The organism is Streptomyces neyagawaensis (genome assembly GCF_023516595.1).
In the GTDB taxonomy this organism is placed as follows: domain Bacteria; phylum Actinomycetota; class Actinomycetes; order Streptomycetales; family Streptomycetaceae; genus Streptomyces; species Streptomyces neyagawaensis.
The window spans coordinates 30,833-51,016 of sequence record NZ_JAMGBG010000172.1 but is presented as its reverse complement, the minus strand read 5'-3'; the positions used below and the strand labels follow the sequence as shown (position 1 = coordinate 51,016).

At 71.2% G+C, this 20,184-nt stretch carries 21 protein-coding genes and 1 pseudogene; 9 read left to right on the top strand and 13 right to left on the bottom strand.

Translation table 11 applies throughout. The features are described from left to right. A pseudogene (locus tag M8J73_RS41110) lies at positions 1-406 on the bottom strand (hypothetical protein); the annotation flags it as partial. Positions 407-625: 219 nt separating this feature from the next. Between M8J73_RS41110 and M8J73_RS41105 the strand changes: the two are divergent. The 6 genes from M8J73_RS41105 (at position 626) to M8J73_RS41080 (ending at position 7,627) form a co-directional block, all read left to right on the top strand. Then, positions 626-1,837, top strand: coding sequence for a pyridoxal phosphate-dependent aminotransferase (locus M8J73_RS41105; RefSeq protein ID WP_249829783.1), 1,212 nt, complete (start codon positions 626-628; stop codon positions 1,835-1,837). 92 nt (positions 1,838-1,929) lie between these two features. After that, positions 1,930-2,385 (top strand): SCO4983 family protein, encoded by a 456-nt coding sequence (locus M8J73_RS41100; RefSeq protein ID WP_249829782.1) that lies wholly within the window; start codon positions 1,930-1,932, stop codon positions 2,383-2,385. A gap of 839 nt (positions 2,386-3,224) precedes the next feature. Continuing rightward, positions 3,225-4,298, top strand: a complete 1,074-nt coding sequence (locus M8J73_RS41095; RefSeq protein ID WP_249829781.1) for a substrate-binding domain-containing protein — start codon at positions 3,225-3,227, stop codon at positions 4,296-4,298. Between the two features lie 20 nt (positions 4,299-4,318). Next, complete coding sequence (locus M8J73_RS41090) at positions 4,319-5,485, top strand: toxic anion resistance protein (protein ID WP_055540382.1); 1,167 nt, start codon at positions 4,319-4,321, stop codon at positions 5,483-5,485. After that, on the top strand, positions 5,482-7,038 hold the full coding sequence (locus M8J73_RS41085) for a substrate-binding and vWA domain-containing protein (protein ID WP_079055006.1): 1,557 nt from the start codon (positions 5,482-5,484) through the stop codon (positions 7,036-7,038). Before M8J73_RS41090 ends, M8J73_RS41085 begins: the two co-directional genes overlap by 4 nt. A gap of 4 nt (positions 7,039-7,042) precedes the next feature. Then, entirely contained in the window at positions 7,043-7,627 is a 585-nt protein-coding gene (locus M8J73_RS41080; protein WP_055540381.1) for a hypothetical protein, read from the top strand. A gap of 4 nt (positions 7,628-7,631) precedes the next feature. On the opposite strand, the gene M8J73_RS41075 is transcribed toward M8J73_RS41080, so the two are convergent. The 11 genes from M8J73_RS41075 to M8J73_RS41025 form a co-directional block, all read right to left on the bottom strand. Next, positions 7,632-8,792, bottom strand: a complete 1,161-nt coding sequence (locus M8J73_RS41075; protein WP_055540380.1) for a hypothetical protein — start codon at positions 8,790-8,792, stop codon at positions 7,632-7,634. Positions 8,793-8,943: 151 nt separating this feature from the next. Next, positions 8,944-9,726 (bottom strand): PP2C family serine/threonine-protein phosphatase, encoded by a 783-nt coding sequence (locus M8J73_RS41070; RefSeq protein WP_249829780.1) that lies wholly within the window; start codon positions 9,724-9,726, stop codon positions 8,944-8,946. A 1-nt stretch (position 9,727) separates the two neighbouring features. Further along, complete coding sequence (locus tag M8J73_RS41065; protein ID WP_099967231.1) at positions 9,728-10,489, bottom strand: vWA domain-containing protein; 762 nt, start codon at positions 10,487-10,489, stop codon at positions 9,728-9,730. A gap of 88 nt (positions 10,490-10,577) precedes the next feature. Further along, positions 10,578-11,744: a hypothetical protein gene (locus M8J73_RS41060; protein ID WP_249829779.1), complete on the bottom strand. Its 1,167-nt coding sequence runs from the start codon at positions 11,742-11,744 to the stop codon at positions 10,578-10,580. A 167-nt stretch (positions 11,745-11,911) separates the two neighbouring features. After that, positions 11,912-12,499, bottom strand: coding sequence for a hypothetical protein (locus M8J73_RS41055; protein ID WP_206187806.1), 588 nt, complete (start codon positions 12,497-12,499; stop codon positions 11,912-11,914). After that, a complete protein-coding gene (locus tag M8J73_RS41050) occupies positions 12,486-13,475 on the bottom strand; it encodes a serine/threonine-protein kinase (protein WP_055538070.1) in 990 nt (329 codons plus the stop codon). The genes M8J73_RS41055 and M8J73_RS41050 overlap by 14 nt, the downstream gene beginning before the upstream one ends. 258 nt (positions 13,476-13,733) lie before the next feature. Next, positions 13,734-14,435, bottom strand: a complete 702-nt coding sequence (locus M8J73_RS41045) for a hypothetical protein (protein WP_055538071.1) — start codon at positions 14,433-14,435, stop codon at positions 13,734-13,736. Positions 14,436-14,528: 93 nt separating this feature from the next. Beyond that, on the bottom strand, positions 14,529-14,957 hold the full coding sequence (locus M8J73_RS41040; protein WP_055538072.1) for a DUF7144 family membrane protein: 429 nt from the start codon (positions 14,955-14,957) through the stop codon (positions 14,529-14,531). Positions 14,958-14,995: 38 nt separating this feature from the next. Continuing rightward, positions 14,996-15,628, bottom strand: a complete 633-nt coding sequence (locus tag M8J73_RS41035; protein WP_055538073.1) for a GAP family protein — start codon at positions 15,626-15,628, stop codon at positions 14,996-14,998. Positions 15,629-15,637: 9 nt separating this feature from the next. After that, the gene (locus M8J73_RS41030; protein ID WP_055538074.1) at positions 15,638-15,943 is read right to left on the bottom strand and encodes an SHOCT domain-containing protein; all 306 of its coding nucleotides are present in this window, start codon (positions 15,941-15,943) and stop codon (positions 15,638-15,640) included. Between the two features lie 33 nt (positions 15,944-15,976). Beyond that, complete coding sequence (locus M8J73_RS41025) at positions 15,977-16,465, bottom strand: DUF6325 family protein (RefSeq protein WP_240501154.1); 489 nt, start codon at positions 16,463-16,465, stop codon at positions 15,977-15,979. 505 nt (positions 16,466-16,970) lie between these two features. Here M8J73_RS41025 and M8J73_RS41020 point away from each other — a divergent pair. The 3 genes from M8J73_RS41020 to M8J73_RS41010 all read left to right on the top strand — a co-directional run bounded on the left by M8J73_RS41020 (position 16,971) and on the right by M8J73_RS41010 (position 19,384). Continuing rightward, entirely contained in the window at positions 16,971-17,285 is a 315-nt protein-coding gene (locus tag M8J73_RS41020) for a hypothetical protein (protein ID WP_249829778.1), read from the top strand. Between the two features lie 314 nt (positions 17,286-17,599). Beyond that, a complete protein-coding gene (locus M8J73_RS41015; protein ID WP_107424076.1) occupies positions 17,600-18,898 on the top strand; it encodes a hypothetical protein in 1,299 nt (432 codons plus the stop codon). A gap of 66 nt (positions 18,899-18,964) precedes the next feature. Next, positions 18,965-19,384 carry an SHOCT domain-containing protein gene (locus tag M8J73_RS41010; protein WP_055541188.1) on the top strand — a complete coding sequence of 140 codons (420 nt, stop codon included), beginning with the start codon at positions 18,965-18,967 and terminating at the stop codon, positions 19,382-19,384. 68 nt (positions 19,385-19,452) lie between these two features. Here the strand turns inward: M8J73_RS41010 and M8J73_RS41005 are convergent, their stop codons facing one another. Next, complete coding sequence (locus M8J73_RS41005) at positions 19,453-20,184, bottom strand: Mut7-C RNAse domain-containing protein (protein ID WP_055541187.1); 732 nt, start codon at positions 20,182-20,184, stop codon at positions 19,453-19,455.

Here is a 20,184-nt window from a genome sequence, read left to right as displayed (position 1 = left end):
GCCGCCGGGCGCGGCGGCGGCCGAGCGTGGCCCGCCGGCCGCCGGACGGCCGGGCGCGACGTCCGCCGGGGTCCACGCCGCCGAGGGGGTACGACCCGTCCGGCGCGTAGGGGTCGGCGTGCCCGTGGGCGTCGGCCCCGTACGACCCGTCAGCCGGACCGGTCGGAGCCGCGGCCCCGGCCGCGCCCATGGCGGGCGGGGTGCCGGTTCCGTCGGGGGTCCCCCGGAGGTCGTCGAGCACCAGCTCGTCCAGCTGCACGGTGTCGTCGTAGGCGTTCTGCCAGCCGTGGGCGGCGGCGGGGTCGGGCAAGCCGTCGTAGGCGGGCACCGTGGAGGGGTCGCCGAGCGGGTGGTACACGTTCGGCGGCTCCTGGGCGGCCTCACCGTCCCGATCCACATCGTTCACACCGTTCGCCCCGTTCACCCGATTCGCCCCATTCACCGCTTTTTCTTCTCTTCATCTCATGTGGCCTGGAACCGTGTGGGGGGCGGCCGGACCTGGGGGCGGATTCTAGGGAGGAGTGGCGCCGAGGGACAGCGGAGGAACATTTCGGCGTATAGCGACGGGTCTCACGTGGTGGAAAACACGACCCACGAGCCGTTACCGGGTCGTAAGCTCACGGACATGCAGGTGATCCAGTCGACCAAGCTCGCCAACGTCTGTTACGAGATCCGGGGCCCGGTGCTCGAGGAGGCGATGCGGCTGGAGGCTGCCGGTCACCGCATCCTCAAGCTGAACACGGGCAATCCGGCCGCCTTCGGCTTCGAGTGCCCGCCGGAGATCCTGGAGGACATCCTCCGCAATGTGTCGTCCGCCCATGGCTACGGCGACGCGAAGGGCCTCCTGGCGGCGCGCCGGGCGGTCGTCATGCACAACCAGACCCTCGGTATCGAGACGGACGTCGAGCACGTCTTCATCGGCAACGGTGTCTCCGAGCTGATCGTCATGGCGATGCAGGGCCTGCTGGACGACGGCGACGAGGTGCTCGTACCGGCCCCGGACTATCCGCTGTGGACGGCGGCGGTCTCGCTGTCCGGCGGCACGGCGGTGCACTACCGCTGCGACGAGCAGTCCGACTGGATGCCGGACCTCGCGGACATCGAGCGCAAGGTCACCGACCGCACCAAGGCGATCGTCATCATCAACCCCAACAACCCGACGGGCGCGGTGTACGACGAGGCGATGATCCGGGGGCTGACGGACATCGCGCGCCGCCACAACCTCCTCGTCTGCTCGGACGAGATCTACGACAAGATCCTCTACGACGGCGCCACGCACATCCCGACCGCCGCGGTGGCCCCGGATCTGCTGACGCTGACCTTCAACGGCATGTCGAAGGCGTACCGGGTCGCGGGCTACCGCGTCGGATGGATGTCGATCTCCGGCCCGCGCGCGCACGCCGACTCCTACATCGAGGGCCTGACGATCCTGGCGAACATGCGGCTGTGCGCCAACATGCCGGGCCAGCACGGCGTGGTCGCCGCGCTCAGCGGACGCCAGACGATCAACGATCTGGTGCTGCCCGGCGGGCGCCTGAAGGAGCAGCGGGACGTCGCCTACGAACTGCTGACGCAGATCCCCGGGGTGTCGTGCGTGAAGCCGAAGGGGGCGCTGTATCTGTTCCCGCGGCTCGACCCCGATGTCTTCAAGATCAAGGACGACCGGCGGATGGTCCTCGACCTGCTCCGCCAGGAGAAGATCATGGTCGTCCAGGGCACCGGCTTCAACTGGCCCGAGCCGGATCACTTCCGTGTGGTGACCCTGCCGACCGTGGCCGATCTGAGGTCGGCGATCACCCGGATCGGGAACTTCCTGGACGGCTACGGCCAGCCGTGACGCACTCCCCCGGAAGGCTTCCGGACGTCGCTCAACTTTAGACGGAATCTAATGTAGGCTGGTTCTCCGAGAGCGAGCTTGGAGGCCATCCCATGTACGAGCCGATCCGCACCAAGTCGGTCCACACGATGGCCGCGACGACCTCGCCCGACTACCCCCACCGTTCACGCGAGGAGGAGCTGGACATCCAGCTCGCCGGCCATCTGGCCGCCCTGCTCGCGACGACCGACGAGCTCCGCGCGCTCACCCCCGCCGCCGACCTCGACACGGCCGCCGAGCGACTGTCCGAGCAGGTGGCCCGGCTGCGCGGCGGCCTTCCGCCCGTCCGCTCCTCCGCGCCGGCCGGTGGGCACGACCGGGATGCCGCCGGGCTCCACCGGCGCGCCCACGCCCTCGCGGGGCGCGCCCTCGTCGTCGCCGCCTCCCGCGCCGACACCGCGGCCGCGATCCTGGCCGCCGAGCGCATGGACGCCCACGCCGCCGCCGAGCGCGTCGATGCCCGCACCTCCGCCGAGCCCCTCGCCGACCGCGAGCTGGCCGCCTACTGACGTAGGGCCCGGCACACCCCCGAGCCGGGGGCTCACCCCGAGCCCCGGCTCCCCCGGACGGCCCCGGTCCGCGTGCACCCGCAGCGACGCGCGGACCGGGCGCCACAATCCTCCGGCCCCACCCTGCGACCGCCCCGCCACGCGGCCCCCGGCCCGGCCCCCAGAACCACGACCGCTCCACCATGCGGCCCCAGCCCGACGCCGAACACCATGGCCGCCTCACCTCGCGGCCCCCGGCACGACGCCGAACACCATGGCCGCCTCACCTCGCGGCCCCCGGCACGACGCCGAACACCGCGCCGCCTCCGCCTCCGCCCCCGCCCCCGAGGGTGGCCCCCCGGGACGGGCCCCGGAGGGTGCCCCCCGGGACGGGCCCGTGAGACGCGGGCGCACGCCACGCCCGGCTCCCGGCACGACACCGAACACCGCGACCGCCCCGCCACGCAGCCCCGGCCCCGGCCCTGGTCCCCAGACCGCTACCGCCTCGCCTCGCGGCCCCAGCCCGACACGAACACCATGGCCGACCCGCCACGCGGCCCCAGCCCCAGCCCCAGCCCTGGCCCCCAGACCGCTACTGCCTCGCCTCGCGGCCCCAGCCCGACACCGAACACCGCGCCGCCTCCGCCACGCAGCCCCGGCCCCCGCCCCCGAGGGTGGGCCCCCGGGACGGGTCCGTGAGACGCGGGCGCACGCCACGCCCGGCTCCCCCTCCCCTCGTAGCCGCCCCCCTTCCCCCGGAGCGGCGGTGTCCGTTCCGGTTGTGTTCCGGGACGGCGGCTTCACCCCGTGTTCATCCGCCCCGCCCGGGAACGTTGGGTTCCGGGAGCACGCTCCCCGGTGTGAGACGCATCGCAGGGATCGTCCTCGCGGTCCTGCTGATCGGCGGCGTGGTGGCAGCCGTCGTGGCGGGCCGGGACACCGGGGACACGAGCACGGCAACGAAGACCGTGCGAGGAGTGATCGGGTCGGAGAAGGCGGAGTTCTTCGCCGACCCGGAGGTGGTGAAGGCCCTGGCCGCCGAGGGCTACACCGTGAAGACGGAGACATCGGGCTCCTGGGCCATGGACGGGCTGGACCTGAAGGGGTACGACTTCGCCTTCCCCTCCAGCAAGGCCCCCGCCGACGAACTGGCCGAGAAGTACCGGGTACGCGAACCGCTGCCCCGCCCCTTCTACTCGCCCCTCGTCGTGGTCGCCCACCGGGGCGCCGCCGAGGTCTTGAGCCGGAACGGGCTGGCCACGCTGGACAACGACCGCGGTGTCCTCGACATGGACGCCCACCTGAAGGCGGCCGAGGCCGGCCGCACCTGGCAGCAGCTCAAGGGGGCCGACAAGTACGGCGAGTTGTCGGGGCTTCTCTACATCGCCACGACCGACCCGACCAGTTCCAGCTCGGGGGCCCTCTATCTCGCCGCGGCCTCCAACGTCGCCAATGACGGACGGGTCGTCGCGAGCGAGGCGGACATCAAGAGGACCGCGCCCCTCCTGCACGAGCTGATCAGCGTCCAGGGCGCCCAGCAGCCGAGCAGCGACGCGGCGTTCCGCGACTTCGTCAGCGGAGTCGGCAACCCCCTCGTCCTCGTCTACGAGTCCCAGGTCGCCGCCCTGCTCGCCGACGGCCAGAAGGTCGACGACCTGGTCGTCCTCTACCCGGACACCACCGTCAACAGTGACCACACCGTCGTGCCCGTCACCGACGAGGGCCGCGCCCTCGGTGAACTGCTCGGCACGGACCCTGAGTTGCGCCGCCTGGCGGCCCGGCACGGGTTCCGGCCGCAGGGCTCGGCGAAGGAGTTCACGGCGGCGACGGCCGGCCTCACCACATATCTGACGCCTCGGCTCACCGTCCGGCAGGCGCCCGTGCCCACCTCAGAGGTGCTGCACGAGATGGCGCGCCGGGCGCGGGGCCGCTGAACCACGGGGGAACACCACTCATGACAACGGAAGACAGCTTCACCCTCACCCCGCCCGAGCCGGTCGCGGCCGTGCCCCGGGAGAAGGCCGGCGGCCTGGTACCGGTCGAGGAGTCCGTACGGTCGGACATGGCCAGGAAGGCCGAGGAGTACGTCCGCTCGCTGGCCGCGCTCGACGCCCGGTCGCCGGAGTTCGCGGGGAAGGTCGGGGAGATCGCGGCGCTCGGCGCGGGCGAGATGCGTACCGCCGCCGCACAGTCCAACCGCATGCTGGAGCGCACCGTCCGCAGCCTGCCCGACAAGGGCGGGGACGCCCAGTCGCAGGTCGCCGGCTCGCTCGTCGAACTGCGGCGCGTGGTCGAGGACCTGGACCCGCGGGACCTGCCCGCCGGCAAGGGCCGCAAGTTCCTGTCCCGGCTGCCGGGCGGCAACCGGCTGCGGGACCACGTCGCCAAGTACGCCACCGCGCAGGGCACCCTGAACCGCATCGTGGGGTCGCTGCGCGGCGGGCAGGACGAACTGCGCCGGGACAGCGCCGCGTTGCAGACGGAGCGGGTCCGCCTGTGGGAGACCATGGGCAAGCTCCAGGAGTACGTGGTCCTCACCGAGGCCCTGGACACGGCCATCGAGGCGCACATCGTCGCCGCCGACCCGCAGCAGGCCGACACCCTGCGCGCCGACGTCCTCTTCCCCGTCCGGCAGAAGCACCAGGATCTGCTCACCCAGCTGGCCGTCTGCGCCCAGGGCTATCTGGCCATGGACGTCGTCCGCCGCAACAACGAGGAACTGATCAAGGGCGTCGACCGGGCCGCCACGACCACGGTCTCGGCGCTGCGCATCTCCGTGATGCTGGCCTCCGCCCTCGACACGCAGCGCAAGGTCGTCGACCAGGTCAACGCGTTGCGCGGCACCACCGAGGACCTCATCCGCGGCAACGCCGAGATGCTCGCCACCCAGAGCGGCGAGATCCAGCGCATCGCCGCCGACCCGGCCGTCGGCGCGGAGACGCTCCGCTCGGCCTTCCAGCAGATCTACCGCACCCTCGACACCATCGACACGTACAAGGCGCAGGCGACGGAGACCATGGCCGCGACGGTGGAGTCCCTGACGGCCGAACTCCAGTACGCCGGACGCTACTTGGAGCGCAGCCGCGCGCAGGGCGCCCTCGAAGGGGGTGGCCTCGTATGAGACGGACCCTCTCGGTCTCCCGCGGCACGGCCGCGGCCCTCGCGCTGGCCCTCTCGGCGGCCGGATGCACGACCGCCACCGGCACCCCTTCCGACCCGAACACCTACATCCCCGGCACCCTGCGCGTCCTCGCCTCCAGCGAACTCGCCGACATGAAGCCGGTGCTGGAGCGCGTCGAGAAGGACACGGGCCTCCGGGTGCGGCCCACCTACATGGGCACCCTGGACGCCGTCGAACTGCTCGCCGAGGGGCGGGCAAAGGGCGTGTACGACGCCGTCTGGCTGTCGTCCAACGACTATCTGCGGCTGCGCCCGGACGCGGCGCAGCAGGTCGTGTCCGAGACGCCGGTGATGTCCAGCCCGGTGGCGATCGGTGTGAAGGACGCGACCGCGCGGAAGCTGGGCTGGAAGCCGGACCGCGTCTCCTGGTCGGACATCGAGAAGGCCGTCGCGGACGGCGACCTCACGTACGGCATGACGGACCCGGCCCGCTCCAACTCCGGTTTCTCCACGCTCGTCTCGGTGGCCTCCGGGCTCTCCGACGCGCAGTCCGCGCTCACCGACGCGGACGTGGCGCGGGCGACGCCCCGGCTGAAGGAGTTCTTCCAGGGGCAGAAGCTGACGTCGGGCTCGTCGGGCTGGCTGGCGTCGGCGTACGACCGGCGCGGTGACGTCGACGCGCTGCTCAACTACGAGTCGGTACTGAAGGCGCGGAAGGACCTGACGGTGATCCGCCCGCGCGACGGGGTCGTCACCGCCGACTACCCGCTCTCGTCCCTCGCGTCGACCGGCAAGGACGTCCGCGACGACGTACGCCGCCTCACCGACGCCCTGCGCGCCCCGGACACCCAGCGGCTGATCACCGAGAGGACCCTGCGCCGCCCGGTCGTCCCCTCGGTCCGCCCCGCCGCCGGCCTCGACACCACCCGGCGCCGTGAACTCCCCTTCCCCGGCAGCCGTTCCGTCGCCGACGGACTCCTCGACGCGTACGAGAACGAGCTGCGCCGCCCGTCGAGGACCGTGTACGTCCTCGACACGTCGGGCTCCATGGAGGGCGACCGCCTGGACCGGCTGAAGGAGGCCCTCACCGAGCTGACCGGGGACTTCCGGGACCGGGAGGAGGTCACGCTGATGCCGTTCGGGTCGGGGGTCAAGAGCGTGCGGACCCATGTGGTCCGGCCGTCGGACCCGAAGGCGGACCTCGACGGCATCCGCGCCGACACCCGCGGGCTCTCCGCCTCCGGCGACACCGCCATCTACACCTCGCTGCGCAAGGCGTACGAGCATCTCGGCGCCGCCGACCGGGACACGTTCACCTCGATCGTGCTGATGACGGACGGCGAGAACACCGAGGGCGCGAGCCCCGCGGACTTCGACGCCTTCTACCAGGGGCTGTCCGCCGCCGAGCGGCGCGTCCCCGTCTTCCCGATCCTCTTCGGCGACTCCGACAAGGACGAACTGGAGCACATCGCCGACCTGACCGGCGGCCGCCTCTTCGACGCCCAGCAGGGCTCGCTGGACGGCGCCTTCGAGGAGATCCGTGGCTACCAGTAGGTTCATGGCGTACGTCGAGTCCCGCAAGAACCTCACCGGCAGCGCCCTCGGGGTGGCGGGGCTCGGACTGACCTTCGCGGGCCTCGCGGGCCCGTACTGGCCGGTCGTGGTCGCCGGGTTGTACGGCGCGGGCGCGCTGCTCGCCCCACCGGAGCGCCCGCCGGTGCCGGACTTCCCGGACCCGTCCGCCCAGCTCGACGAGGTCCGCGCCGACTTCGCCCGGCTGGGCGACTACCTCGCCGGCGTCGAACTGCCGCCCGCGGCCGCCGGGCGCCTCACCGAGCTGACGGAGCTGCTGACGGCGCTCCTCGACCCCGGCTGGGTCGGAGAGATCCTCGGCCAGGACCCCGAGGGCGTCCACACGCTGTCCCGGGCGGTACGGCAGGACGTACCCGAGGCCGTCGACACCTACGTCCGCACCCGCTGGTGGACCCGTCTGACGCCGGGCACGGAGCCCCCCGAGCGCCATCTGGAACGCCAGCTGACCCTGCTGCACGCCGAGTTGGAGCGGCTCGCGGCGGCCCTGCGCGACACGGAGGCCCGGCGGCAGGAGTCGCACACCCGGTACCTGGAGGACCGCTCGGGCTGAGCGCTCAGCCGATGTTCGTGAGGATCACGATCAGCAGGATCACCGCGATCACCACGCCCAGCACCTTCAGGCCGGCGTACGGGGACGGGGTCTGGTCCGGCGGGGGCGGCGTTCCCAGGACCTGGGCCGGCCGGGGCCCGTTGAACACGTCGTGCCCGGTCACGGAGGCCCGGGTACACCAGGGGCAGGTCGGCAGATGGGAGCCGTACGTGTGCAGGGGCCGTACCGTGCACGAGCGCACCTGCCCGCGCTCCTTGTCGAGGGCGCGCAGCCATGCCTCGGCCGGGGGCCGGGCTGTGGGGGTCTGGACGCCGGGGCCGAAGGCGGTCCTGGCGAGGGTGAGGAGTTCGGGCGGCAGCACGGAGGGGTCGACGGTGCCGCGCGGGATGATGACCATTTCGGGGCGGACGACGTAGGAGATGCTCGCGGCGATGTTGTCCTTGACGGTCGACTCGGAGGCGCTCTCGTGGGGGACGCCGCCGAAGGGGTGGTTGCCCGCGGTGAGCAGCTGGTAGACGAGGACGGCGAGGGCGAAGTCGTCGCTCTGCCGGGTGGCGGGGCCGCCGGCCTGCCGCTCGGGGGCCGAGTAGTCGGTGGTGTGCATCAGGCAGGGGAACAACTCGCCGGTGGCCGGGTCGGTGAAGGCGATGGAGTCGCAGTCGAGGAAGGTGACGAAGCCGTTGCCGTCGACGACGACGTTGCTGCTGGAGAAGTCGCCGATGACGAGGTTGTCGTAGTGCATGCGGGCCGTCATGAACGCGAGGTTCCAGGCGACGCCGAGCAGGAACCGCCAGTCGGCCCGGTCCGGGAACAGCTTCAGCCGCTGGACGCGGGTGAACAGGCCGACGAGCTGCACATGCTGGGGTTCGCCGAAGCGGCGCATCGCGTACCCGAGGAACTCGCCGTTCGTGCCGCGTGCCATGGCCGTCGGCCAGGCCAGCTCGGGCGGCTGGTTGGCGTCGGTGGGGCGGGCGGCCAGCGGGGACATGGTGAGCATGCGGGCCAGCCGCCGCTCCTGGTCGGGGCCCGGCGGATCCCGGTAGATCTTGACGACGATCCCCGCGTCGCCCTCCACGGGGAACACGGCCGCCTGCCCGCCCCCTTTGAGGGGCTGCTCGGCGAGCGTGACCGCCTTGCCGTCGAGGAAGACCCTGCGGCCGCTCATGGCCGTACCTCCGAGTGCTCTCTGGGGCGGACCGGCGTCGGCCGCGGCCCCGGCGCCGCCCGGCCCGCGAGCCGCGCCGACGCCGACCGACCGGACCGCCGTGGGTGGTTGTCCGGGCCGCCGGCCCGCCGGGGCCGGCCCGATTCCGCTGTCATCCGCGGCTCGTGCGGACGGCTCGCAGCAGGGTTTTGTCGTCGGCGTTCAGGGCGGTGAGGCGGTCGGAGCGCAGGAGCGCGGCGAGCTTGCCGTCGGCGTCGTCCGGCGCGGTGTCGAGGGAGCGGAAGACGGCGTCGGCGAAGGACGTGTTCGGGGACTGGGCGCCGCTCGCCGTCCGGTTGAGCATGGCCTGCGCGAGGCCGTCCGTGGAGAGCAGCACCCCGTCGATCCCGTCGTCGGAGAGGCACTCGGTGTGCGTCCAGCGCGCCGCGTCCGGCGAGGTCAGGAACACCGTCTCGTTGCTGTACTCGCTGACCGCCGCCGCCTGCGGCAGCAGATGGAACTGCCGCTCCCCGTCCTCGGTCCCGGCCCGTGCGACGACGAACCCGTCCCCGACGGTCAGGTACCCCAGCCAGCCGGGCGCCAGCACCACCACGGTGAGGGTGGTGGCGAAGTCGGGCGCGTCACTGCCCGTACGGTCCAGGAAGTCGTCGCTGACGTCCTGCAACGCGTCCCGCAGCAGCTCGTGCACGGCCTCGCCGGGCTGCACCTCCACGGCCGCGCCGGCCCGCCGCGCGAAGTGCTCGGCGGCCAGTTTCACCGCCAGCCGGGAGCCCTCCTCCGAGCGTGGCCGGCTCCCGGCGCCGTCGGCGACGGCGAGGACGGCGACGGCGGAGGTGACGACCCAGCCGCAGGCGTCCTGGCAGGGCAGGCCCTGCCGCCGGTGCCGGTACCCCTCGACGCTGAGCCCGTGGATGCGCCACGACGGGACGGTCACGTCACGCCTCCCAGGCCGGGCGCTGCGTCTTGAACTGGCTGAAGATCTTCTCGAACACCTCGTCCCCCGCCCCCTTCTGCTCGGCGTTGGCGCTGGCGGACATCATCTGGAGCAGCTCCCGGAAGGGGAATCCCTGCAACCGCGCGTTGAACTTGGGGGCGAACGCCTGCAGCACCTGCTCCCCGCGGTCCGTGATGCCGCCCACCCCGATGGCGTACAGCCGGAACCGGCGGGACCGCTGCTCCTCGGCGAGGACGGGTATCAGCCGTTGCCAGGAGTCGGTGAGGTGACCGGTCGGGTCGGTGGGCAGCCCGTCCGTGACGAGGCAGATCTGCGGCCGGTAGTACTGGAGTCCGGACGCCCGCAGCTCCGCCTTGCGGGCCGCGACGATGTGCATGGACAGCTCCAGCGCCTCCGTCATCAGGGTGACCCCGGCGGCCGTCAACTGCGGTGCCTGGAAGGCGTGCGCGGGGATGAAGGGGCTCATGCGGGTGCGCGGGTCGAGGAGTTGGGGCCCGCGCCAGGCGCCGACGCCCTGGCCGCCGAAGGTGACGACGGCGACCTCCACGCTGTAGCTGAGGCTGACGTCGTCGTGGAGTTCGCGGGTCCATTCGGCGAGCGCGTTGTTCAGCGCCTGGATCGGGGCGCCCGCCATGGAACTGGATGTGTCGAGGCACAGCACGAGCGGCATGCGCTGGGCGTTGTTCTCGAACTCGATGTCGGCGTACTCCGCCGGCAGGGTGGGCGGGTATTCGCTGTGCATCGCTGGTCCCCCTGATGTTTCCGTTTCGTACGCGGTACGCGTGCGGGTGAGGCGTGGGTGTGGGGCTCGGGGCCGGGAGTGTCGGGCCCTAGCGGGGGGTGCCCTTGGCGTGGCGGGCGGCGGCGGGCGGGAAGGCGTACAGGACGTCGGAGTCGCGTTCGGGTGCCTCGGCGACGTCGACGAGCCCGCCGGGCGCGGGCGGCGGCCGCCCCGCCTCGGCCCACACCGCCCGGTAGAGCACCCGGTCGAGTTCGACGTAGCCCTGGGGGTGGAGTTCGGTGCGGACGATGGCGGTACGGGTGTGGGTGGGGCGGGCGCTCACCTGACGTCCGTGGCGCGCGGTGGGCGCGACGCGCAGCCGGGTGGTGCTCTCGTCGCCGTCGTGTGCGGCCTGGGTGGGGGCGCGTCCGTCGCCACCGCGGGCGGCGCCATGGGTGGGCGAGCGCCCGTCGGCGGGCCGCGGCTCACGGCGGCGCGCGCCACCTCCGGGTGGCATCGCGGCGAGCCGCCCGGAGGCCGTGCGATGCCCGACGGCGACGGGGCCCCGGGAGCGGCGGATCACGACGGCGAAGGCGAGAAGCAGCAGCACGAGCAGGAGTCCCATCCAGAGGGCGGCCCAGGAGGTACTGTCCCCGGCGGCCTCGGTGCCCCCACCGCCGGCCTGCGCGGTGTTGTCCTTGCCGCCCTTGTGGTCGTCGCCCCTGCCGTTCTTGCTGTCCTTGTCGGTGGGGTTGCCAGAGGTGGTGTTCGGGTCGGTGGTCACGCGCTCGACGGTGAAGGCGTGGGTCGCGGGGTCGACGGCGAGCCCCTTGTCGATGAACTGCTTGCCGGTGAGCTTGTTCTTGACGGTTTCGCACAGATCGTTGTCGTCGCGACAGACCCCGGCGTTCCTCAGCTCGTCCCGCGCTTGTGACCGCAGCGGGTCGACAGTGGCATCGGGATGGACGAGACGGCCTTCGGCCATGAGGAGCAGGGCGGTGCCGCCCTCGCCGGTCGATATGCCCTCGGGTACCTGCACGACCAGCGGGTTGGTGTCCTCGTACAGCTTCTTGAGGCTCTCATGCTCCTGTTGGCTGAGCTTTTCGAACTTCAGCGGGCCTTCGAGCGTGATGACGACGGCGCCCTTGGAGATCACCGCCGACCCGCACGTCACCTGCTCACCGAAGCTGTCGCCGCAGGGGTCGGCCGCGGCGGCCGGTGACATCACCGGCACCAGAGCGATCGACAACCCCATGAGGACGCCCAGAGAGGACAAACGCCTGACGGCACCCATCGCACCAACCCCCCGTGGCCTGAAAGGCACGCCCCCGCGGCCCCTGAAAGACCCGTCCCATACTGGAGCAGGGAACAGGGTGGCCGGAAGGGTTTGGAGAATTCCACCGGGCGACTTCCGGCAATTGTCGATCGCCTTGCGTTTCACTTCTACAACTTGAACACCTGGTGACAACGACTGAACATCTGCCGCGCCCGTTCCACCCAATCGTTGGCCAAAGCATCGAAGTCGGCCTGGGTGATACGACAGGTCAGCGGAAGATCACAGACCCCGGCGAGGCACGGACGCGGCCCCCGTACGTCCCACACGGACAGCATGGGGTTCAATTGCTCGGTATTCCACGCGTTCGAAGCGGCGGCGGCGATGGCGAGTTGGTCCTGCCGCAGGAAATTCCCGTCCGTGGCGAACGCGACGAGGAGTTTCTTGGTCGTCATGAATCTGACCGTGACCGTCCGCCCCGCCTCACGGAGATCGAATTGCAGGGAGACGGACACGGTGTCGTGGACCGTGTGGTAATTCCGCCGCGCCACCCAGTTCTGCACGAGTTGCCGCCAGTGCGTCCCGAGGTCGTAGATCTCGGCGCGCCCCGCATACGACTCACGACCGGAGTAGGAGTCACGGCCGGGGTACGAGTCACGGCCGGGGCCCGGGTACGAATCCCGGCCGGGGCCGGGGTAGGAGTCACGGCCGGGGCCGGGGTAGGAGTCACGGTTCGGGTAGGAGTCAGGCACCGTCACGGACCACCGCCTCGGCGACCATCGCATCGGTCAGCCCGGCGTCGAGCAGTGCCTGGGCGTGCAGCAGCAGACAGGAGGGCACGGACTCACTGGTGGTACGCCGAAGGTGACGTTCCTTCAGCTCCTCGTACCGCACCTCGATGGTCCGGGCGACCTGGGGCGGCGGCCAGGCGGCCACCGTGGGCTGCTCCATGACCAGCTCCGACAGGATCTCCGCGAGTTGCGGGCGCTGTTCGGGCCGCTTGGCCAGGCAGCGCGTGATGAGGGGCCGCAGCCCCTCCGGCACACCGTCGAGCTGCGGCTTCCCGCGTATGACCTCGACCCGCACCCCTTCGCCGCCGCCGTGCGGGGGACGCCCGGTGAGCGCGTACACGAGGACGCCGCCCAGGGAGAAGACATCGCTCGGCGGGCCGACCGCGGCGCCGCGTATCTGCTCCGGCGACATGAACGGCGGCGTGCCGACGACGACGCCGACACGGGTCAGCCCGGGGGCACCGTCCACGCGGGAGATGCCGAAGTCGATGACGCGGGGGCCGTCGCTCGCCAGCAACACGTTCGCGGGCTTGAGGTCGCGGTGGACGACCTTGGCGGCGTGGATGGCCTGGAGTGCCTCGACGAGTCCGGCGCCGAGGGAGCGCACCTGGGCCTCGGGGAGGGGCCCGTCCGCGCGGACCGCCTCGGCGAGGGAGGGGCCGGGGACGTACAGGGTGGCCAGCCAGGGCAGTTCGGCGTCGGGGTCCGCGTCGACGACGGCGGCGGTGTACGCGCCGCTGACCACGCGGGCGGCGGCGACCTCCCGCGCGAAACGTTCACGGAACTCGGGTTCGGCGGCGAGTTCCGGTCGGGCGACCTTGACCGCGACCTCGCGGCCGGCGGGCGACCGGCCGAGATAGACCCAGCCCATCCCTCCGGAGCCGAGCCGGCCCACTATCTTGTACGGGCCGATCTTCATGGGGTCACTTACGGGTGTACGCACCCCCGGCTCACCTCATTTCGGGGTTCGGTGCGGATGTCCCGTAGTGTCCCGCGATTTCCCTCGCGGGGCAGCCGTTTTGCCCCGCACCGCCCGTACCTGTTCACCCCGGAGGGTCCACACCGTACGCGGCGCACGGGAGGGGGCCGGGGGCCCGACATGACGCACGCTGCGGGGCGGGGCCGCGCGGTGCGAGCCCGGCCGGTCCGGACGTGATCGCGGGAATCCAGCACCTCTACAAGGCGATGCCCGCTGCGGGCATCAACCTGCGCGACCATTCAGTCCGCTGCTGATCTCCAGAAGGCGACTCTCGGGCAGCGCGAAGGCGTTGTCGGGGTTTCGGTGGGAGTGCGCCCCGTCGTTGATCCGGGCGCCGTCCACCGACCTCCAGTGAGCAGGCGCCCACAGCCCCTGGTTCTCGAGGAGCATGGCGGCCACGTCGGCGGGGTCCTCGATCAGGGTGAGAGCGGCGAGAGCGGCGGTGAGGACAGGAACCGCGTCGTCGGGAAGGAGAGCATCGCCGAGTGTCGGAAAGAGCAGCAGGAGACGTGCGTCGGGGTCCGTGATCCCCTCCGCCGCCGGCTGCCGGGCAGCGAACAGCAACTCCGGCCAAGCCATGCCGGGTCCCATGAAATGACCGTCGACCACGGCAAGGGTCTCCGCTCGGGACCAGGCCGGATGATGTATCAGGTAGTCCACCCCGTAGTCGTCCTCGACGTTGCGGTAGACGACATGAACGGTGTGCCCGGATCGCAGAGGCACGCCGAACACCGGCCACTCATGCTCGGCGGACAGCAGGCGGTACAACTCCATGGCCGCGTCCCAGTCGGCCCCGAACGCGGCACGCTGGGCATCGTCACCACGCAGACCGGCACCCAGGTGGACGGGCCAGAACAACGGATCGTCGAGGTACCCGACACCCGCGACGAGCGGCCCCTCCTCATACCCGGGAATCTTCAGCACGCGAGGATGATGACACGGGGAACAGACACCACGGCGGGGGCGGCAGCCCCTGGTTGTTGAAGACGGAAGTGAGCGTCTGACGCCCCCGGCCCCTCACCTCTCCCGCGGCTGCACCGTGCACAGGGCCCAGATGATGAAGCCGTAGACCGCGATCAGGACCAGCGACCAGACCGGGTAGTACGGGATGGTCAGGAAGCTGGTGATCAGGAGCAGGCCCGCGAGCAGGACTCCGACGGCACGGGCCCAGGTCCGGCCGTTGAAGAGGCTGGCGCCGGTCATCACGGCCAGGGCGCCGAGCAGCAGATGGATCCAGCCCCACCCGGTGGTGTCGAACTTGAACACGTAGTTCGGGGTGTTGACGATGATGTCGTCGTCGGCGATGGCCACGATGCCGCGCAGCACATCGAGGGTGCCTCCGATCATCAGCATGACCGCGCCGAACGCCACCAGCCCGCCGGCCCATGACGCGGAGCGCTGGTGGGACCGGGACGGGGACCGGCGTGTATGTGTCGTCTGAGCCATGGTGTGTCTCCCTGTCACTTGAGCGTGGTTCACCGGTGTCAAGCGAGGATCAGGATGATGAAGACCACGCACACGATGATGTTCACAAGCCAGCTGTGCGTGTTCGTCCAGTCGCGGATCTTGGGCATGGCCGCTTCCGCGTGATGGCCGAACAGCATCCGGATCAGCAGCGGTAGCGCCGCGACGAGGATGGTCAAGCCGATGAACGGCAGCGCCGCGACGAACGACGCGTCGGAGTGGATCAGGTTGACCCCCACGGTCATCATGATCACGAGGTCGGAGGGCATCACCAGGATGACCATCAGCCCGACCTTGAACGCCTTGCGCGGGTCCGCGTTCATCAACGTGCCGAGCCACTTGGGCGGTTCGACGCTCTCGCGCTTGATCCAGTTCTTCAGCGCGGCCGCTGCCAGAAGCGCCACCAGCACGTATTGGATGATGTGACCGACGGAGCCGTTGTCGGAGGAGTCACCGAAGTCGACGACGTTGTCGAGAGCGGCCGCGAGGCCCATCATGATGGCCACGCCGGCCGTCGTCGCGAGGGTGATGCCGGCCAGGAACCCCAGGGACACCTGTATCGCTCTGGGCGTGGTCACGAAGATGATGGCCGAGATGATCTGCGGCCCGACCATCATGGTGATGGCGAGCGGAAGAATCTGAAGTCCGTCCATGACTGGTCGTCACCCGCTGAGAACGGCGCGCTTCTGCTCTTGGAACTCCTCCTCGGTCAGCACCCCTTGCGCCTTCAGCTCACCCAGCTCCTTCAACTGGTCGATCTTGTCCGCCGAGGACAGCACCGAGGACTGAGTCGCGGGTGGTGGAGCCTCCTGTGCCGCGTACGGAGCGGGGGCTGACTGCGGCGCGTACTCCTGGGCGTCCTGCTGAGCCCACCGGCCCGCCTGACGGCGGGACACGCGGTTCGACACCGCCGTCGCCGTGCCCGCGACGACGGCGGTGCGGGCTACGCCGCGAATGAGACCTGGCATGATCGGCACCTCCTGGCTGTGCTCTGCGTACTGTCACGAACCGGTGCCGGCCCCGGTCCCGGCCCCGGCCTCTGCGTCGGCCTCCACCGAGTCCAGCGCCGCGACGAGCTCTTGGACGGGGATCCTTCCGACGGCCACCAGCCGGGCGCCGTTGCGCCGCAGTGCTCGGGCGAAGGGCGCGGCCCAGCGGTTCTCGTACATCAGGATCGCGGCCGTGCTGCCGGCCCCGATCGCCTGCCCGGCCTCTTCGATGTCGTCCTGACCGAGCAGTCCCGACGTCGCGCCCTCGAACACCGTGAGGCCCGTGTCCATCTCCCGGCTCAGCTCGACGATGTCGACCGCCGCCACGGAACCGTCCTCGCCCTTGCGGAGGAAGACGAGGTCGAGGATGCGGATCAGCCCACGGTCGACCAGGTCGACGAGGTACGGCAGGGCCTCTCCCGTGGGGCGTCCGCCCGGGTATTCGACCACCAGGTAGTCAACGGGACCGATGTCGTCGAATACGTCGCTTTCGCTGCTCACGGCAACTCCTCCTGATCCGGACGATCGCGATCCGATCCGAGTACTGCTTGCCCCCCGCATCGCGTAGTGGTTGTGCCGCCGAACTCGAGATGGGTTGGGCAGGGCCGGGAGGGCGGGTCGGCGGGGGGACGGCGAGAGCACCGGGAGGCGCTGGGGCTCGGGAGGAGGGTGGGGCGGGCAAGCCCGGGGTGCGATGACGCCCCCGTCACGCCGCCTCCGGATGCCCTCACGCGCCCCGGCACACCCACCGCGTCCGGCGTTCCCGGCGTGTCCCTGTCGCTTCCCCTCCGACACCACCGCGCCCTCATCCAGTGCACCACCCACCGCCAGGATCCGCATATCGGTCCCCTTCGGCGGCGTGACCTGCGGCGGAGCGCACCCGCACAGCGCAGACGGCACTCGCCATGCGTCACCCGACCAGCCTGGCTAAAGTGGTCAAGTCCGGAGATACCTGCCAAGACACATCGCCGATGGGTCGTGATCGACGATGGATCGGACGGCAACCATGACCGCGTCAACCGTCACCCCACAGGAGGCCAGCCCCCTGCCCCGCAGCACCCCGGACATGGATGCGGCGACACCGAGCGGGGCGGCGGAACACGCTGTCACCCACTACGCCGTGACACTCGACGTGTTCGGTGCCCGTATCGAACTGCTCCCACCCGACCAACTCGCCTTCCTGGCAGGCGTAGGCGTCCTGGCGGCGTGCGAGATCATCGAGTGGCCGGTGGCGCTGGTCCTGGCCGTCGGACACCAACTCGCCCACAGCCATCACAGCCGGATGCTGCGCGAGTTCGGCAAGGCCCTGGAAGAGGCCTGAGGCACCGCCCCCGACCGGCTCGCCGACCCGCTCGCCCAGCCCGCCCCCCGACCGGCTCGCCAGCCCCCCACCTGCTCGCCCGGCCGAACGCACCCGGCCCGCCACCGCCAAGCCGGCTGACTCGGCCCGCCGCGACAACCGCCGGCGACGACGAAGCCGCCGACAGCCGACACCACGACCCCCTCACCTGCCGTACCCCTGCCCCTGCCCTGCACTCAGCCGAGTGCCCGTCCGCCAAGGGGAGTTCCATGGCTGCTTCCGGTGGCTCTTCATCTGCTTCCGAAGGTGCCGGCCGTCCGGTCGGCGAACCTCCGTTGAGTGCTACGGAACGCGACGAGTACGAACGGCTGCGCAAGGCCGCCCACGGCCGCCACCGGCGTCTGCGGTACGCGGTCACCTCCGTACTGCTGCTCGTGGCCTTCCTGTTGGCGCCGCTCGCCGTGGTCGCCGCCTGGGTGGACTCCGAGGTGTCGGACACCGACCGTTACGTCCAGACCGTCGCCCCCATCGCGACGAAGCCCTCCGTCCAGAACACCGTGACCGACCGGCTCACCAAGCGCGTGGTCGACAGCGTCGACGTCGCCGCCTTCACCGACGCCATCGGACGGACCCTGCAGAAGGAAGGGGCGCCGCCCCAGGTGGTCCAGGGCGCCGATGCGCTCACCGGGCCGCTGAAGAGCGCGCTCAGCTCGGCCGTGCACTCCGTCGTGAACAGGGTGGTGACGAGCGACCAGTTCTCCGAGGTGTGGGACAACGCCAACCGCCGGGCCCACGCCGCCGTGGTCAAGGTCCTCACCGGCGAGGGCGACAGCGCGATCCAGGCCGGCACCGACAGCATCGACCTGAATATCGGCACCCTCATCGAGGAGGTCAAGAAAGAGCTGGTGAATGCGGGTTTCGATCAGGCGTCGAAGATCCCTGACGTCGACAAGAAGGTCACCTTGTTGAAGACCGACAAACTGAACGAGGCCCAGGACGCCATGCGCCTGCTGGACATCGTCGGCACCTGGCTCCCCGTCCTGGTGCTCGTCCTGTCGGCGCTCGCCATATGGAGCGCGCCCAGGCACCGCGTGGCGCTGATGGCGACGGCGATCGGCATCGGGATCATGATGATCGTGCTGCTCGTCGGCCTCGCCGTGATGCGGTCGGTCTATCTGGACTCCGTCCCGTCGAGCGTCCTGCCGAAGAACGCCGCAGCCGACATCTACGACACCTTCATCCGCTTCCTCAAGAACAGCACGGTCACGGTCCTGGTCATCGCGGTGATCACGGCGCTGGCCGCGTACCTGTACGGACCCTCGCGCCCTGCCCGGTGGGTCAGAGAGACGGCGGCGAAGGCGACCGGCGCCACCGGGCGGGCCATGGCGCGCCAGGGTCTGCGCACCGGCGAGACCGGCCGCTGGCTGGCCGCCCACGTCAAGTGGACCACCGGTATCGCCATCGGCGGCGGCGCGCTCGCCCTGGTGCTGTGGAACTACCCCACCCCCGGGGCCGTGGCCCTCATCCTCGGCATCGTCGTCCTCGTACTGATCATCCTCGGCATACTCGCGGCGGCCTCCGGGCCGGAGCGACGCCCATCCGCCGACGGCCGGTCGGCACCCACCCCCGCGTGACGCCGAGGGCCGGCCCCCGCCTGACGCCGGCCCTCCCGAAGGCGTACACACACGACAGGAGAAACCATGGAAAGCACCGTGAACCTGGCCTACGACTACCCCCTCCTGGGGGCCTTCTGGACGATCCTGTGGATCTTCCTGTGGGTCATGTGGTTCTTCCTGCTGTTCCGCGTGGTCGTCGACATCTTCCGGGACGACGGGCTGAGCGGCTGGGCCAAGGCGGGCTGGCTGCTCTTCGCGCTCGTCCTGCCGTTCCTGGGCGTCTTCGTCTACGTCATCGCCCGGGGCAAGGACATGGGCCGGCGTGAACAGGACCACGTCCGGGCCAAGCTGCGGGAGACGGACCAGTACGTACGCGAGACCGTCGGCACCGCCGGCCCCGCCGACGAGGCGGAGCAACTCGCCAAGCTCTCCGAGATCCGGGCCAAGGGCGACATCACCGACGAGGAGTACCGCCGGGCGAAGGAGATGGTCCTCCACCACTGACACCACCGACGGCACGCACCCGCCGACGGCCCGGCACGGGCGCCACCGCCGCGTGATCGGCTGCCGTACTAACCCGCCTGGGTGCGCGTCCTCAACGCCTCCCGCACGATCGCCTCCAGCTGCTCGTGGTGCGCGCCCTTCCAGTACGCCCGTCCGCAGTCGCCGCACTGCGCGAACACGTCGTACGACCGCCGCGTGCCGTGCTCCAGGCGGTCGGCGACCTCTTCCTTCGTGGCCGGCCTCAGCAGTCCGTTGCAGGCGGTGCAGCGGGTCCACGGCCGCAGCTCCGGCGCGAAACGGTCCAGTACGTCGCTCAGTTGCTCGTCCGGCTGTGTGCTGTAGATGTACGCCCCCGCCCACAGCTCACGCCGCCGCAGCAGCCCCCGGTCGCGGCTGAGCATCACACGCCGCTCGGCGGCGGACCGCGTGGCGAGCGCCGGGTCGCCGATGTCGGTCGACTCGTACGCCGTGTCGACGCCGAGCAGCCGGAGCCGCCGCGCGAGCGTGCCGAGGTGGACGTCCAGGAGGAAGCGGAGCGGGGCGCCCGGTACGCGTTGGGGGCGCTCGACCGGGCGTACGGTCACGGACTCGCCGGCCGCCGGCACATGCGACACCGGCACCTCGCGGCCGTCCACGACCAGCGTCCCGACCTCCGTCAGCGGGACGCCCAGCGACTCGACGACATGGCCGAGCGTGGAGACTCCGTCCGTGGCGAGGGCGGTCGCGCCGCCGCGGCGATGGTGCGGCACGAACAGGGCCAGCTCGGGAGCGACTTCGACGTGGATCTCGGGACCGTTCAC